This window comes from Pseudomonas putida (genome assembly GCF_001636055.1).
GTDB classification, from domain to species: Bacteria; Pseudomonadota; Gammaproteobacteria; order Pseudomonadales; family Pseudomonadaceae; genus Aquipseudomonas; species Aquipseudomonas machongensis.
On the sequence record NZ_CP011789.1, the window covers coordinates 5104526 to 5118700 of the forward strand.

The following is a 14175-nucleotide window of genomic DNA, read 5'->3' on the forward strand; positions in this document are numbered from 1 at the left end:
TCTGTGCGATGCCTGTGGGAGCGGCCTTGTGCCGCGATGGGCCGCCAAGCGGCCCTAGATGTCAGGTGACGGATCGAATCACTCGATCTGACCATGGCAATGCTTGAACTTCTTGCCCGAACCACACCAGCACGGCTCGTTGCGGCCCAGCTTCTGTTCGTTGCGAACGGGCGCAGAGGCTACAGCCACTTCGGCGCCCTCCTCGCTCAGTTGCTCGCCTTCCAGACCTGGGGCTGCAGCGTGCTGGAACTGCATGCGGCTGGCCAGTGCCTCGGCCTCGCGGCGCAGGCGGGCTTCTTCTTCGGCAGGGTCTTCGCGGCGAACCTGGACGTGCGACAGCACACGGATGGTGTCGCGCTTGATCGACTCGAGCAGCTCCTGGAACAGGGTGAACGACTCGCGCTTGTACTCCTGCTTCGGGTTCTTCTGGGCGTAGCCGCGCAGGTGGATACCGTGACGCAGGTGATCCATGGTCGACAGGTGGTCTTTCCACAGGTCGTCCACCACGCGCAGCAGAATCTGCTTCTCGAAGGTGCGCAGGGCGTCGATGCCGGCCTGGTCTTCCTTCTCGGTGTAGGCGGTGGTGATCTCGTTCAGCAGCTTCTCGCGCAGGGTCTCCTCGTAGAGGTGATCGTCCTCGTCGAGCCACTGCTGGATCGGCAGCTTCATGGCGAAGTCGCTGGACAGCGCGGCCTCAAGGCCCGCCACGTCCCACTGCTCGGGCAGCGACTGCGGCGGAATGTGCTGGCTGATGGTGGCGTCGAGCACTTCCTTGCGGAACTCGGCGATGGTGTCGCCGATGTTCTCGGCAGCCAGCAGGCTGTTGCGCATGTGGTAGATCACCTTGCGCTGCTCGTTGGCCACGTCGTCGTATTCGAGCAGCTGCTTGCGGATGTCGAAGTTGCGACCTTCGACCTTGCGCTGCGCTTTTTCGATGGCGTTGGTGACCATGCGGTGTTCGATGGCTTCGCCGGACTGCATGCCCAGCGCCTTCATGAAGTTCTTCACCCGGTCGGAGGCGAAGATACGCATCAGGCTGTCTTCCAGCGACAGGTAGAAGCGGCTCGAACCGGCATCGCCCTGACGGCCGGCACGGCCACGCAGCTGGTTGTCGATACGACGCGACTCGTGACGCTCGGAGGCGATCACGTGCAGGCCACCGGCTTCCAGCACCTGCTGGTGGCGCTTCTGCCAGTCGGCCTTGATCTGCGCGATCTGCTCGCTGGTCGGATTCTCCAGGGCAGCGACCTCGGCTTCCCAGTTACCGCCCAGCAGGATGTCGGTACCACGACCGGCCATGTTGGTGGCGATGGTCAGGGCGCCCGGCGCACCGGCCTGGGCGATGATCTCGGCTTCCTTCTCGTGGTACTTGGCGTTCAGGACCTTGTGGTCGATGCCTTCCTTCTGCAGAAGGTTGGACATGTGCTCGGAGGTCTCGATGGTCGCGGTACCCACCAGGACAGGACGGCCCTTGGCCATGCTTTCCTTGATGTCGGCGATGATCGCCGCGTACTTCTCGTCGGCGGTGAGGTAGACCAGGTCGTTGAAGTCCTTCCGTGCCAGCGGCTTGTTCGGCGGAATGACCATCACGTTGAGGTTGTAGATCTGGGCGAACTCGAACGCTTCGGTGTCGGCAGTACCGGTCATGCCGGACAGCTTGGTGTAGAGACGGAAGTAGTTCTGGAAGGTGGTCGAAGCCAGGGTCTGGCTCTCGGCCTGGATGTTCAGGTTTTCCTTCGCCTCGATGGCCTGGTGCAGGCCTTCGGACAGGCGGCGGCCCGGCATGGTACGGCCGGTATGTTCATCGATCAGCAGGATCTGGCCGTCCTGGACGATGTACTCGACGTTGCGGTGGAACAGCTTGTGCGCACGCAGGCCCGCGTAGACATGGGTGAGCAGGCCCAGGTTGTGGGCCGAGTAGAGGCTCTCGCCTTCGGCCAGCAGGCCGGACTGGGTGAGCATCTCCTCGATGAACTGGTGACCGGCCTCGTTGAGCTCGACCTGGCGGCTCTTCTCGTCGATGGTGAAGTGACCCTCTTGAGTCACCTGGCCTTCGACTTCTTCGATGTGCTGCTTCAGGCGCGGGATCAGGCGGTTGATCTCGATGTACAGCTTGGAGCTGTCTTCGGCCTGACCGGAGATGATCAGCGGGGTACGCGCTTCGTCGATGAGGATGGAGTCGACTTCGTCGATCACGGCGAAGTTCAGCTCACGCTGGAACTTCTCGTCCTGGCTGAACGCCATGTTGTCGCGCAGGTAGTCGAAACCGAATTCGTTGTTGGTGCCGTAGGTGATGTCGGCAGCATAGGCGGCGCGCTTTTCTTCCGGCGGCTGGAAGGCCGAGACGATGCCCACCTTGAGGCCGAGGAATTCATACAGCGGACGCATCCAGTTGGCGTCACGGCGAGCCAGGTAGTCGTTGACCGTGACCACATGCACGCCCTTGCCGGACAGCGCATTCAGGTAGACCGCCAGGGTACCGACCAAGGTCTTGCCTTCACCGGTACGCATTTCTGCGATCATGCCCTCGTGCAGGGTCATGCCACCGATCAGCTGGACATCGAAATGGCGCATGCCCATGACACGCTTGCCGGCCTCACGGGCCACGGCGAAAGCTTCGGGCAACAACTGGTCGAGGGTTTCGCCTTTGGCCAGGCGCTCTTTGAACTCTGCGGTCTTGCCACGCAGTTGCTCGTCGGAGAGGGCCACCATCTTCTCTTCGAAGGCATTGACGGTGCTGACCGTCTTGAGCATGCGCTTGATTTCACGCTCGTTCTTGCTTCCAAAAAGTTTTTTTAACAAAGGCGCAAACATATCGGCAGGATCTTCCACACTTAGGGATGGAGGGCGGCCCCGTGAGTCGCCCGTGCAGCCCTTGGGCCGCATGCGAACGAGCATTCTACCCGGAAACGTTGGTGAGGAAAGTGGTGGATTTCCACGATGCTGGCACAGCGCTTTAAACGGGGCCTCTCTAACATAGGGACATTTTCCTCAAGTTCAAGGCGGCAAGACATGAAACGTGTTTGGCCTCCTCGCGGACAGGCCTGCGCCCACCCCCTCTGCACCGCCCTCAGGATCGGTACTGCCGGCAAAGCGTCCGGCACAGGCAACGGCCCCGGTGGCATCTGTTAGACTGCCAATCTTGTAACCTCATGCGTACTCCGATGGCCTACAAACCCCCTTCTGCCCAGCCACCCGCCGCCTTGCTGCGCCAGGCCAGGCCGCTGCGCCTGCTGCTCAACCAGGCCGAGCGCCTCGAGCACCTGCAGCGTTTGCTGGAAAGCCAGTTGCAGCCCGCTGCCCGGGCACACTGTCATGTGGCCTCATGGCGCGATGGCTGTCTGCTCCTGGTGGTGACGGACGGCCATTGGGCAACGCGTCTGCGCTACCAGCAGAAGCGCCTGCTGACAACGCTGCGAGCCATGGAAGCCTTCGCCAACCTGCAGCGCATCAAGTTCCAGGTGCAACCACCAGTTGGCGCACCCGCGCGCCCGACACACACCACCGAGTTGTCGCAACAAGCGGCACAAAGCCTGCGCGAGACGGCGCAAGGCATTGATGACGAAAAACTGCGGGCCGCGCTGGAACGGCTGGCAGCACACGCCCACGACAAGACCTGAAGTTCCCGGCGTTATCTGCGAAGGCCTCAAACACCGCTCGGCCATGGGCGCGCCAATAAAAAAGGCCACCCGAAGGTGGCCTCAATGAACTAGAGAGTGTTCGAACTTACACGGCCGCAACAGGGCGCATGTAGGAGATCGGTGCCGTACTGGCATCTTCGAAAGTAACCACTTCCCAGGCGTCCGTTTCTGCGATCAGCTTGCGCAGCAACTGGTTGTTCAGCGCGTGTCCGGACTTGTAGCCCTTGAACTCGCCGATCAGGCTGTTGCCCAGCAGATAGAGGTCACCGATCGCGTCGAGGATCTTGTGCTTGACGAATTCGTCATCGGAGCGAAGTCCGTCTTCGTTGAGCACACCGGTCTCGTCGACCACGATGGCGTTCTCGACACTGCCACCCAACGCAAGGTTGTGCTTGCGCAGGTACTCGATGTCACGCATGAAACCGAAGGTGCGTGCTCGGCTGACTTCCTTCACGAACGACGTGCTGGAGAAATCAACCACTGCACTCTGGGTCTGGCCCTTGAGGACCGGGTGATCGAAGTCAATCTCGAAGCTCACCTTGAACCCGTCGAAAGGCAGGAAGGTGGCGCGCTTGTCGCCCTCCTCCACGCTGACTTCGCGCAGGATACGGATGAACTTTTTAGCGGCGTCCTGTTCTTCCAGGCCGGCGGACTGAATCAGGAATACAAAGGGACCGGCGCTGCCATCCATGATCGGCACTTCCGAGGCGGAGAGCTCGACGTAGGCGTTATCGATGCCCAGGCCCGCCATGGCGGAGAGCAGGTGCTCGACCGTATCGACCTTGACGTCACCGTTGACCAGCGTCGTCGACATGGTTGTCTCGCCGACGTTGGCCGCACGCGCCGGGATTTCGACCACAGGGTCGAGGTCAGCGCGGCGGAAAACGATGCCGGTATCCACGGGTGCTGGCTTGAGAGTCAGGTAGACCTTCTCTCCGGAATGCAGGCCGACACCTGTGGCACGAATGGTATTCTTCAGGGTGCGTTGTCTAATCATGGCATTGGCCGCTTTAGCGCTAATTGCGAATTGGTATCAACAAAGGCTGAGAATGATAGCAGACCCGGCCTTTGCTGAACACCAATCACCCTTATACCCCTGATAAATTCCATCAATCGGCCTGGCGACGCAGGAAGGCCGGGATGTCAAGGTAGTCCAGATCGTCCTGTGGGTTGAGTTTAGCCGCAGCCGCAGCGCCTGCGTGTGCCTGGTTGCGCATCACGGTCGGACGCTCCAGGTCACGGTAGTTCACCGCCGACTGCTCCTGGCGAACCGGAGCCGGGTTGGAGGACTCGTACACCTGCTGTGCGGTCTGCAGCGTGTTGTCGACGACCTTGACCGGCTTCTCGATGCGCGCACCCAGGCCAGTGGCAACCACGGTGACGTGCAGCTCGTCGCGCATGTCAGGATCGATCACGGTGCCGACCTTGACCATCGCGTGGTCGGAGGCGAAGGCTTCGATGATGCTACCCACGTCGGAGTACTCACCCAGCGACAGGTCAGGACCTGCGGTGATGTTCACCAGGATACCGCGGGCACCCTGCAGATTGACGTCCTCGAGCAGCGGGTTGCGAATCGCCGCCTCGGTGGCCTCACGAGCACGGTTAGGACCGCTGGCGCAGCCGGTGCCCATCATGGCCATGCCCATCTCGCCCATCACGGTGCGCACGTCGGCGAAGTCGACGTTGATCATGCCCGGACGCTTGATGATGTCGGAGATACCGCGCACGGCGCCAGCCAGCACGTCGTCGGCCTTGGCGAAGGCAGACAGCAGGCTTGCATCCTTGCCCAGGATGGTCAGCAGCTTCTCGTTGGGGATGGTGATCAGCGAGTCAACGCTTTCAGCCAGCATGCGGATGCCTTCATCGGCGATCTGCATGCGCTTGCGCCCCTCGAACGGGAACGGACGGGTCACCACCGCAACGGTGAGGATGCCCATTTCCTTCGCCACTTCGGCGATGATCGGCGCAGCACCGGTACCGGTACCGCCGCCCATGCCAGTGGTGATGAACACCATGTTGGTGCCTTGCAGCACTTCGGCGATGCGCTCACGGTCTTCCAGCGCGGCCTGACGACCGACTTCCGGATTGGCACCGGCACCCAGGCCCTTGGTCACACCGGTCCCCAGTTGCAGGATGGTGCGTGCGCCAATGTTCTTCAGCGCCTGGGCATCGGTGTTGGCGCAGATGAATTCCACACCTTCGATGCTGCTTTTGACCATGTGGTTGACGGCGTTGCCACCACCACCACCGACACCGATCACTTTGATGACCGGGCTTTGCGGGACGTTGTCTACGAGCTCGAACATTTTCCCTCTCCTTACAGTTCTCTAGTTTTTGCGCCTACCACTACTGCTTTGAAACTTAGAAGTTGCCTTGGACCCAGCGCTTGAAGCGCTCAAGCACCGGGGCCTTAGGTTCATCGCCATAGCTGTTGCTGCTGCTGTTGCCGGTCAGGGGCAGGTCCTCGGTCTGCTTTTGCAGGCCGTAGGTGAGCAGTCCCACGCCGGTTGAATAAATCGGGTTGCGCACCACGTCGCTCAGCCCCCGAACGCTGTGCGGCACGCCGAGGCGTACCGGCATGTGGAAGATTTCCTCGGCCAGTTCCACGGCGCCTTCCATCTTCGATGTACCGCCGGTCAGGACGATACCGGCCGGCACCAGATCCTCGTAGCCGCTGCGACGCAACTCGGCCTGGATCAGGGTGAAGAGCTCGTCGTAACGCGGCTCGACCACTTCTGCCAGGGCCTGGCGCGACAGTTCGCGCGGCGGACGATCGCCGACGCTCGGCACCTTGATGGTCTCGCCGGCGCCGGCCAGCTTGGCCAGGGCGCAGGCGTAGCGGATCTTGATTTCCTCGGCGTACTGCGTAGGTGTACGCAGGGCCATGGCGATGTCGTTGGTGACCTGGTCGCCGGCAATCGGGATCACCGCGGTGTGGCGGATCGCACCTTCGGTGAAGATGGCGATGTCGGTAGTGCCGCCGCCGATGTCCACCAGGCACACGCCCAGTTCTTTCTCGTCATCGGTCAGCACCGAATAAGCCGAGGCCAGTTGTTCGAGAATGATGTCGTCAATCTCGAGGCCGCAGCGGCGCACGCACTTCTCGATGTTCTGGGCGGCGTTGACCGCGCAGGTGACCACATGGACTTTCGCTTCCAGACGCACGCCAGACATGCCCAGTGGCTCGCGCACACCTTCCTGGTTGTCGATCACGTAGTCCTGGGGCAGGGTGTGCAGCACGCGCTGGTCGGCCGGGATGGCCACGGCCTGGGCAGCGTCGAGCACGCGCTCGAGGTCGGCGACGCTGACCTCACGGTCGCGGATGGCGACGATGCCATGGGAGTTCAGGCTGCGGATGTGGTTGCCGGCAACACCGACGAACGCCGAGTGGATGCGGCAGCCGGCCATCAGCTGCGCTTCTTCCACCGCGCGCTGGATCGACTGCACGGTCGACTCGATGTTTACCACCACGCCTTTCTTCAAGCCGCGGGACGGATGCGTACCGATCCCGACGATCTCGAGGGTGCCGTCCGCCGCCACTTCGCCAACCAGCGCCACCACCTTGGAGGTGCCAATGTCCAGCCCGACGATCATTTTGCCGCTATGCGCGTTTGCCATGGTCCTGCCTCTCTCTAATTCTTCGCAACGGCGGGTTGGGCCGTCGTCGGTGCATTCGGTTCCCGCCAGCCAACCGCTAATCCGTTGGCGTATCGCAGATCGATGCGGGCGATGTTGGTGATCTGCTCTTTGAGTGTCTTGTCGTATATGGCAATGAACCGGCGCATCTTCTCCACCAGATGATCGCGCCCCAACAGCAGCTCGATGCCAGGACCGGCGCTACCCGCACCGGTGGTCAGGAACCAGCTGCCTCGCTCGCGCAGCTCCAGGCGAGCGATGGAGAAGCCCATGGGGCGCAGCATCTGGCTCAATACCTGATACTGCTGCATGACTTGTTGCTGAGCGCGCTGCGGCCCGAACAGCTGCGGCAAATGCTCATAGTTGGCCAGCTCACGCGGGGTGAACGCCTGGCCCTGGTTGTTGAGCAAGGCCTCATCGCCCCAGCGCGCGACCGGCAGTTGTTCCTCGAGGCGGATCACCACCTCATCCGGCCATACCCGACGCACTTCGGCGTGGGCGATCCATGGCATCTGCTCGAGTTCTGTACGCATCGCCGGCAGATCGACACTGAAGAAGCTCGCCGCGACATAAGGCGCGATACGCTGCTGCACCGCCTGCTGGCTGATGTAGCTCAGGTCGCCTTGCACGGCGATCTTGGTGATCGGGCGGTCGGCGTAAGGCATCAACCGGATCGCGCCTTCGTAGGCACCGAAGCCGGCAGCGACCAGCAGCACCGGCCACAGCAGGCGTTTCAACCCACCGAAGCTGGGCCGTGGCAGGCGCGCCGATACGGGCTCGTCGGCCACCAGTCGGCTGGCACCGCGCGGCACCGGCTTGCTGCGGCCGGTGACGGGTTGCTGCTGACGTATCATTGCGCCTTGCATGGCTCTTAACCTCGCGTCGCTACGCTTTCGGCCAGGATCGCCAGCACCAGCTGCTGGAAGTCCAGACCGGCCGCGCGGGCCGCCATGGGCACCAGGCTATGATCGGTCATGCCGGGTGCGGTGTTGACTTCGAGCAGCCAGAACCGGCCCTGCTCGTCCTGCATTACATCCAGACGGCCCCAGCCCTCGATGCCGATGGCATCGCAAGCGCGGGCAGTCAGGTCCATCAGTTCCTGTTCCTTGCCAGCGTCCAGGCCGCATGGAATGCGGTACTGGGTGTCGTTGGCGATGTACTTGGCGTCGTAGTCGTAGAACACGTGCGGCGTACCCAGTGCGATCGGTGGCAGCACCTGCCCGCGCAGCACCGCAATGGTGAACTCCGGACCGTGGATCCACTGCTCGACCAGTACCTGGGAGTCGTACTTGGCAGCGTCCTTCCAGGCGGCAACCAGCTCTTCGACGCTGTTCACCTTGGCCATGCCGATGCTGGAACCTTCATGGGCCGGTTTGACGATCAGCGGGAAGCCCAGTTCCTTGCCGGCCTCGACACAGTCGCTTTCGCTGGCCAGCACGGCGTGACGCGGGGTCGGAATGCCCAGGCTCTGCCACACCTGCTTGGTGCGCAGTTTGTCCATGGCCAGCGCCGAGGCAAGGATGCCGCTGCCGGTGTAGGGAATGCCCAGGCACTCGAGCAGGCCTTGCATGCTGCCGTCTTCACCACCACGGCCGTGAAGAATGATGAAAGCGCGGTCGATCTTCTCGCTTTGCAAGCGGGCGAGCAGATCGTCACCCACATCGATGGCAACCACATCCACGCCGGCCGAGGTCAGCGCCTCGATCACCGCGGCGCCCGACTTGAGCGAAACCTCACGCTCGGCGCTCTTGCCGCCATACAGCACGGCGACGCGGCCGAAGGCCTTGACGTCGAGCGTGGAGTGCAGTTTGTCGTAGGCGGTACTCACAGCGGTTTCTCCTGCTTGGCGACAGCGCCAGCGAACAGCGGGCTTTTCATCAGTTGCGGGGCCAGGCCACCCACATCGCCGGCACCCTGGCAGATCAGGATGTCGCCAGCGCGCAGCAGTGGCTTGACCAGTGGCGCGAGCTCGGCACCACGTTCGATGTAGATCGGGTCCAGCTTGCCGCGCTGGCGGATGCTGTGGCACAGCTGGCGGCTGTCGGCGCCGGGAATCGGCTCCTCGCCGGCCGGGTAGACTTCCATCAGCAGCAGCACGTTGGCATCACCCAGCACCTGCACGAAGTCGTCGTAAAGATCGCGGGTGCGGCTGTAGCGGTGCGGCTGGTAGACGATCACCAGGCGCCGGCTCGGCCAACCGCCGCGCACGGCCTTGATCACCGCCGCCACTTCGGTGGGGTGATGGCCATAGTCGTCGACCAGCATCACGCTACCGCCCTCGACTGGCAGCTCGCCGTACACCTGGAAGCGTCGCCCCACACCCTGGAAGCCCGACAGGCCCTGGATGATGGCGTCGTCACTGATGCCCTCGTCGGTGGCAATGGCGATGGTGGCCAGGGCGTTGAGCACATTGTGGTTGCCCGGCATGTTCACGGACACCTCCAGCGGCTCGCAGTCGCGACGCAGCACGGTGAAATGCGTCTGCATGCCCTGCTGGCGCACGTTGATGGCGCGGATGTCGGCTTCTTCGCTGAAGCCGTAGGTGACGGTCGGACGCTTGACCTGAGGCAGAATCTCGCGCACGACCGGGTCGTCCAGGCACATCACGGCCAGGCCGTAGAACGGCAGGTTGTGCAGGAACTCGACGAAGGTCTTCTTCAGTTTGTTGAAGTCACCCTCGTAGGTCGCCATGTGGTCGGCGTCGATGTTGGTGACGACAGCGACCATCGGCTGCAGGTGCAGGAAGCTCGCATCACTTTCATCGGCTTCGGCGATCAGGTAGCGGCTGGTACCGAGCTGGGCGTTGGTGCCAGCAGCAGTCAGACGGCCACCGATGACGAAGGTCGGATCCAGGCCACCGGCAGCGAACACCGAGGCCAGCAGGCTGGTGGTGGTGGTCTTGCCGTGGGTACCGGCGACAGCGATGCCGTGGCGGTAGCGCATCAGCTCGGCCAGCATCTCGGCACGCGGCACCACCGGGATACGGCGTTCGAGCGCGGTGGCAACTTCAGGGTTGGCCGGATTGATTGCGCTGGAGACGACCAGTACATCGGCGGTGGCAGCGTTCTCGGCACGGTGCCCCACGAAAATTTCGGCGCCGAACGACTCCAGGCGCTGGGTGACCGGCGAGGCCTTGAGGTCGGAACCGGACACTTCGTAGCCCAGGTTCAGCAGCACTTCGGCGATACCGCACATGCCCACGCCGCCGATACCGACGAAGTGAATGCGGCGAATGCGGCCCATCTTGGGCTGCGGCATGGCTTTCTGGCTTTCAACCATGGGCCACCTCCAGGCAGATATCGACCACGGTGCTGGTTGCAGCAGGCTTGGCCAGGCGGCGCGCAGTGCCGGCCATGGTGTTGAGTTTCTCGGGTTGCATCAGCACCTCGTTCAGGCGTTCAGCGAGCTGCGCTGCGCCAGTTGTCGCTTGTGGCATCAGGAAGGCGGCACCTTCGCGAGCCAGATATTGGGCGTTGTGGGTCTGGTGATCGTCGATCGCGTGGGGCAAGGGCACCAGCATCGAGGGCAGGCCCGCCGCCGCGAGTTCGCTGACGGTCAGGGCGCCGGCCCGGCACACCACCATGTCGGCCCAGCCATAAGCGTGGGCCATGTCTTTGATGAACGGCTCTACCTGAGCCTCGATCCCGGCCTCGCGATAACGCTCGGCGGTGACCGACGCATGTTGCTTGCCAGCCTGGTGGAACACCTCTGGCCGCAGGTCTGCAGTCACTTCGGACAGGGCCTTAGGCAGCAATTTGTTCAATGGTTCCGCACCGAGGCTGCCGCCGAGCACCAGAAGACGCGCACGACGCCCGGCAAGTGCCGCACGAGGCGTTTCCAGGAACAGTTCGGGGCGCACCGGGTTACCGGTGGTCCGACGCTTCTCGCTGGCAGCGAACGTGTCGGGGAAAGCTTCGCAGACTCGCGCGGCCAGTGGCACCAGCAGGCGATTGGCGGTACCTGCACGGGCGTTCTGTTCGTGAATCACCAGCGGCACACCGCACAGCCGCGCGGCAACACCGCCTGGGCCTGTGACATAGCCGCCAAAGCCCAGCACGCACACCGGCTTGAGCTCACGAATGATGCGCCGCGCCTGCAGCACGGCCTTGACCAGGGTGAACGGCGCCTTGAGCAGCGACAGCTTGCCCTTGCCACGCAGCCCGCTGACCTGGATCAGGTGCAGCGGCAAGCCAGCCTGGGGCACCAGTTCGTTCTCGATACCCCGTGGCGTACCGAGCCAGTGCACGCTGTAGCCGCGCGCCTGGAATTCGCGGGCGCAGGCCAGGGCCGGGAACACATGCCCCCCGGTGCCACCGGCCATGATCAGTACGTTCTTGCCATCAGCGGCCATGACTGGTCTCCTCGGCAAAATCGCTCTCCTTGAACTCGTGCTCCTCGCTACCCAGGTGCGTTCGACTCTCCCACTCGATACGCAGCAACAGCCCCACGCAGGCGCAGCAGATCACCAGCGAGCTGCCCCCGTAGCTGAGGAATGGCAGCGTCAGCCCCTTGGTCGGCAGCAGACCCACGTTCACACCAATGTTGATCAGGAACTGGCCGATCCACAGGAAGGCCAGGCCGAAGGCCATGTAGGCGGCGAAGAACTGCTTGGCCTTCTCGGCCCACAGGCCGATGTACAAGGCGCGGATGGTGACGAACACGAACAGCGCCACGGTGCACAGCGAGCCGACTACGCCAAGCTCTTCGGCCAGCACCGAGAACACGAAGTCAGTGTGCGCCTCGGGCAGGTAGAACTGCTTCTGTACGCTGTTGCCCAGGCCGACGCCCAGCCACTCGCCACGACCGAAGGCGATCAGTGCCTGCGTCAGCTGGTAGCCCGAACCGAACTGATCGGACCAGGGGTCGGTGAAGGTGATCAGACGCGCCATCCGGTAGGGTTGCGCCTGGACCAGGATGAACACCGCGACCACCGCCAGCACCACCATCAGCGAGAAGCGGAACAGCCCCACCCCTCCCAGGAACAGCATGGCCGCCGCAGCGCCCATCATCACCACGGTGGCGCCGAAGTCCGGCTCCATCAGCAGCAGGCCTGCCATGGGCAGCAGGACGATGAACGGCTTGAAGAAGCCCATCCAGCTCTCGCGCACCTCGGTCTGGCGGCGTACCAGGTAACCCGCCAGATAGATGACCACGAAGACCTTGGCGATCTCCGAAGGCTGGACGTTGAAGAAGCTGAAGCCGATCCAGCGCATCGAACCGTTCACTTCCCGACCGATCCCCGGCACCAGTACCAGCACCAGCAAGCCGAAGGCGCCGATCAGCATCATGAAGCCCATGCGCTGCCAGGTGGCGATCGGCACCATCATGGTCACACCGCAGGCAACAAGGCCGATCGCGACGTACACCAGGTGACGGATCATGTGATAGAGCGGATTGCCGGACTGCACGGCGGCCACTTCCGAGGACGCCGAGGTGATCATCACCAGGCCCAACCCCAGCAAGGCCAGGCAGCCGGCAAGGAAGGCGAAGTCGATGTCGATGCCACGACCGCTGATCAGCGGCGACGGATACGGCTTGATGATGCCGAAGATCATGCCAGCCCCTCCGCTGCCTGGGCGAACAGGCGCCCGCGTTCTTCGAAGTTCTTGAACATGTCGAGGCTGGCGCAGGCCGGCGACAGCAGCACCGCGTCACCTGGCTGGGCGAGCTCGGCGCAGCGCTGCACGGCTTGGTCCAGGGTCTTGACCCGGACCAGCGGCACGCTGTCGCCGAACGTCTCGGCCAGGCGCTCGGCGTCACGCCCCAGCAACACCACAGCGCGGCAATAGGCGGCGACTGGCTGACGCAAGGCGGCAAAATCAGCGCCCTTGCCGTCGCCACCGGCGATCAGTACCAGCTTGCCTTCGATGTCGGCACCCAGGCCTTCGATGGCGGCCAGTGCCGCGCCAACGTTGGTAGCCTTGGAGTCGTCGTACCAGTTCACGCCATTGCGCTCGCGGATCCACTGGCAGCGATGGACAAGGCCCTTGAACTCGCGCAGAGCCTCGAGCATCGGTTCGAACGGCAGACCGGCGGCATGGCCCAGAGCCAGGGCTGCCAGGGCATTGCTCTGGTTGTGCGCACCGCGGATCTTCAGCTCGCGCACCGGCATCAGGGTCTGGAATTCGAAGGCCAGATACTTCTCGCCCTCCACTTCACGCAGGCCAAAGGCCTTGAAGTCCGGGGCGTTGAGGCCGAATGTCCAGCATGGACGACCTTCGACAGGCAGGGGCCGGCTGAGGGCGTCCTGACGGTTGACTACCACCTGTCGCGCACCGCGGAAGATGCGGTGCTTGGCCAGGTGATAAGCCGGCAGGCCACTGTAGCGGTCCATGTGGTCTTCGCTGATGTTCAGCACGGTGGCCACTTCGGCGTTGAGCTGATCGGTAGTCTCGAGCTGGAAGCTCGACAGCTCCATGACGTACAACTCGACCGCATCGTCGAGCAGGTCAAGCGCCGGGGTGCCGAGGTTGCCGCCGACAGCGACACGCTTGCCGGCCTTGGCAGCCATTTCGCCGACCAGGGTGGTCACCGTGCTCTTGGCGTTGGAGCCGCTGATGGCAACGATTGGCGCCTTGGCATGGCGTGCGAACAGCTCGATGTCACCGGAGAGTTTCACGCCGCGCGCGGCGGCCTGCTGCAACGCCGGGGTAGCCAAGGCCAGGCCCGGGCTTACGTAGAGCTCGTTAGCGCGGCACAGGAAGTCCACATCCAGTTCACCACAGCGCACTTCCACCTGCGGGTATTCACGGCGCAGGGTTTCCAGTTCCGGCGGTTGCTCGCGGGTATCGGCGACCGCAAAGGCAATGCCCCGGTTCGCCAGGAAGCGAACCAGGGACATGCCGCTCTTGCCGAGGCCGACAACGATGCGGAATTGGTCGGAAGCGATCAGTGACAC

11 protein-coding genes are annotated in these 14175 nt (G+C 63.3%); 1 reads left to right on the forward strand and 10 read right to left on the reverse strand.

Features of this window, described 5'->3' with window-relative positions:
- Positions 1-78: 78 nt before the first annotated feature.
- A complete protein-coding gene (secA, locus tag AB688_RS22950) occupies positions 79-2814 on the reverse strand; it encodes a preprotein translocase subunit SecA (RefSeq protein ID WP_063546006.1) in 2736 nt (911 codons plus the stop codon).
- 350 nt (positions 2815-3164) lie between these two features.
- Between secA and AB688_RS22955 the strand changes: the two genes are divergently transcribed.
- A complete protein-coding gene (locus AB688_RS22955; RefSeq protein ID WP_063546007.1) occupies positions 3165-3620 on the forward strand; it encodes a DUF721 domain-containing protein in 456 nt (151 codons plus the stop codon).
- Between the two features lie 106 nt (positions 3621-3726).
- On the opposite strand, the gene lpxC is transcribed toward AB688_RS22955, so the two are convergent.
- The 9 genes from lpxC to murD all read right to left on the reverse strand — a co-directional run bounded on the left by lpxC (position 3727) and on the right by murD (position 14175).
- Positions 3727-4638, reverse strand: a complete 912-nt coding sequence (gene lpxC / locus AB688_RS22960) for a UDP-3-O-acyl-N-acetylglucosamine deacetylase (protein WP_054894014.1) — start codon at positions 4636-4638, stop codon at positions 3727-3729.
- Positions 4639-4750: 112 nt separating this feature from the next.
- Positions 4751-5947: a cell division protein FtsZ gene (gene ftsZ / locus AB688_RS22965; RefSeq protein ID WP_054894013.1), complete on the reverse strand. Its 1197-nt coding sequence runs from the start codon at positions 5945-5947 to the stop codon at positions 4751-4753.
- A 55-nt stretch (positions 5948-6002) separates the two neighbouring features.
- On the reverse strand, positions 6003-7259 hold the full coding sequence (gene ftsA / locus AB688_RS22970; protein ID WP_054894012.1) for a cell division protein FtsA: 1257 nt from the start codon (positions 7257-7259) through the stop codon (positions 6003-6005).
- A 14-nt stretch (positions 7260-7273) separates the two neighbouring features.
- Positions 7274-8143, reverse strand: a complete 870-nt coding sequence (locus AB688_RS22975) for a cell division protein FtsQ/DivIB (RefSeq protein ID WP_054894011.1) — start codon at positions 8141-8143, stop codon at positions 7274-7276.
- A 5-nt stretch (positions 8144-8148) separates the two neighbouring features.
- Positions 8149-9105, reverse strand: a complete 957-nt coding sequence (locus AB688_RS22980) for a D-alanine--D-alanine ligase (RefSeq protein ID WP_054894010.1) — start codon at positions 9103-9105, stop codon at positions 8149-8151.
- Positions 9102-10556, reverse strand: coding sequence for a UDP-N-acetylmuramate--L-alanine ligase (murC, locus tag AB688_RS22985; RefSeq protein WP_054894009.1), 1455 nt, complete (start codon positions 10554-10556; stop codon positions 9102-9104). Before murC ends, AB688_RS22980 begins: the two co-directional genes overlap by 4 nt.
- Complete coding sequence (gene murG / locus AB688_RS22990; RefSeq protein WP_063546008.1) at positions 10549-11628, reverse strand: undecaprenyldiphospho-muramoylpentapeptide beta-N-acetylglucosaminyltransferase; 1080 nt, start codon at positions 11626-11628, stop codon at positions 10549-10551. Before murG ends, murC begins: the two co-directional genes overlap by 8 nt.
- Complete coding sequence (gene ftsW / locus AB688_RS22995; protein WP_054894007.1) at positions 11618-12832, reverse strand: putative lipid II flippase FtsW; 1215 nt, start codon at positions 12830-12832, stop codon at positions 11618-11620. Before ftsW ends, murG begins: the two co-directional genes overlap by 11 nt.
- Positions 12829-14175, reverse strand: coding sequence for a UDP-N-acetylmuramoyl-L-alanine--D-glutamate ligase (gene murD / locus AB688_RS23000; protein ID WP_063546009.1), 1347 nt, complete (start codon positions 14173-14175; stop codon positions 12829-12831). Before murD ends, ftsW begins: the two co-directional genes overlap by 4 nt.

Excerpts from the sequence above, each read along its gene's own strand:
- ftsW (WP_054894007.1), bottom strand. The coding sequence starts at position 12,832 with ATGATCTTCGGCATCATCAAGCCGTATCCGTCGCCGCTGATCAGCGGT.
- murG (WP_063546008.1), bottom strand. The coding sequence starts at position 11,628 with ATGGCCGCTGATGGCAAGAACGTACTGATCATGGCCGGTGGCACCGGG.
- secA (WP_063546006.1), bottom strand. The coding sequence starts at position 2,814 with ATGTTTGCGCCTTTGTTAAAAAAACTTTTTGGAAGCAAGAACGAGCGT.
- murC (WP_054894009.1), bottom strand. The coding sequence starts at position 10,556 with ATGGTTGAAAGCCAGAAAGCCATGCCGCAGCCCAAGATGGGCCGCATT.
- lpxC (WP_054894014.1), bottom strand. The coding sequence starts at position 4,638 with ATGATTAGACAACGCACCCTGAAGAATACCATTCGTGCCACAGGTGTC.
- AB688_RS22955 (WP_063546007.1), top strand. The coding sequence starts at position 3,165 with ATGGCCTACAAACCCCCTTCTGCCCAGCCACCCGCCGCCTTGCTGCGC.
- ftsA (WP_054894012.1), bottom strand. The coding sequence starts at position 7,259 with ATGGCAAACGCGCATAGCGGCAAAATGATCGTCGGGCTGGACATTGGC.
- ftsZ (WP_054894013.1), bottom strand. The coding sequence starts at position 5,947 with ATGTTCGAGCTCGTAGACAACGTCCCGCAAAGCCCGGTCATCAAAGTG.
- AB688_RS22975 (WP_054894011.1), bottom strand. The coding sequence starts at position 8,143 with ATGCAAGGCGCAATGATACGTCAGCAGCAACCCGTCACCGGCCGCAGC.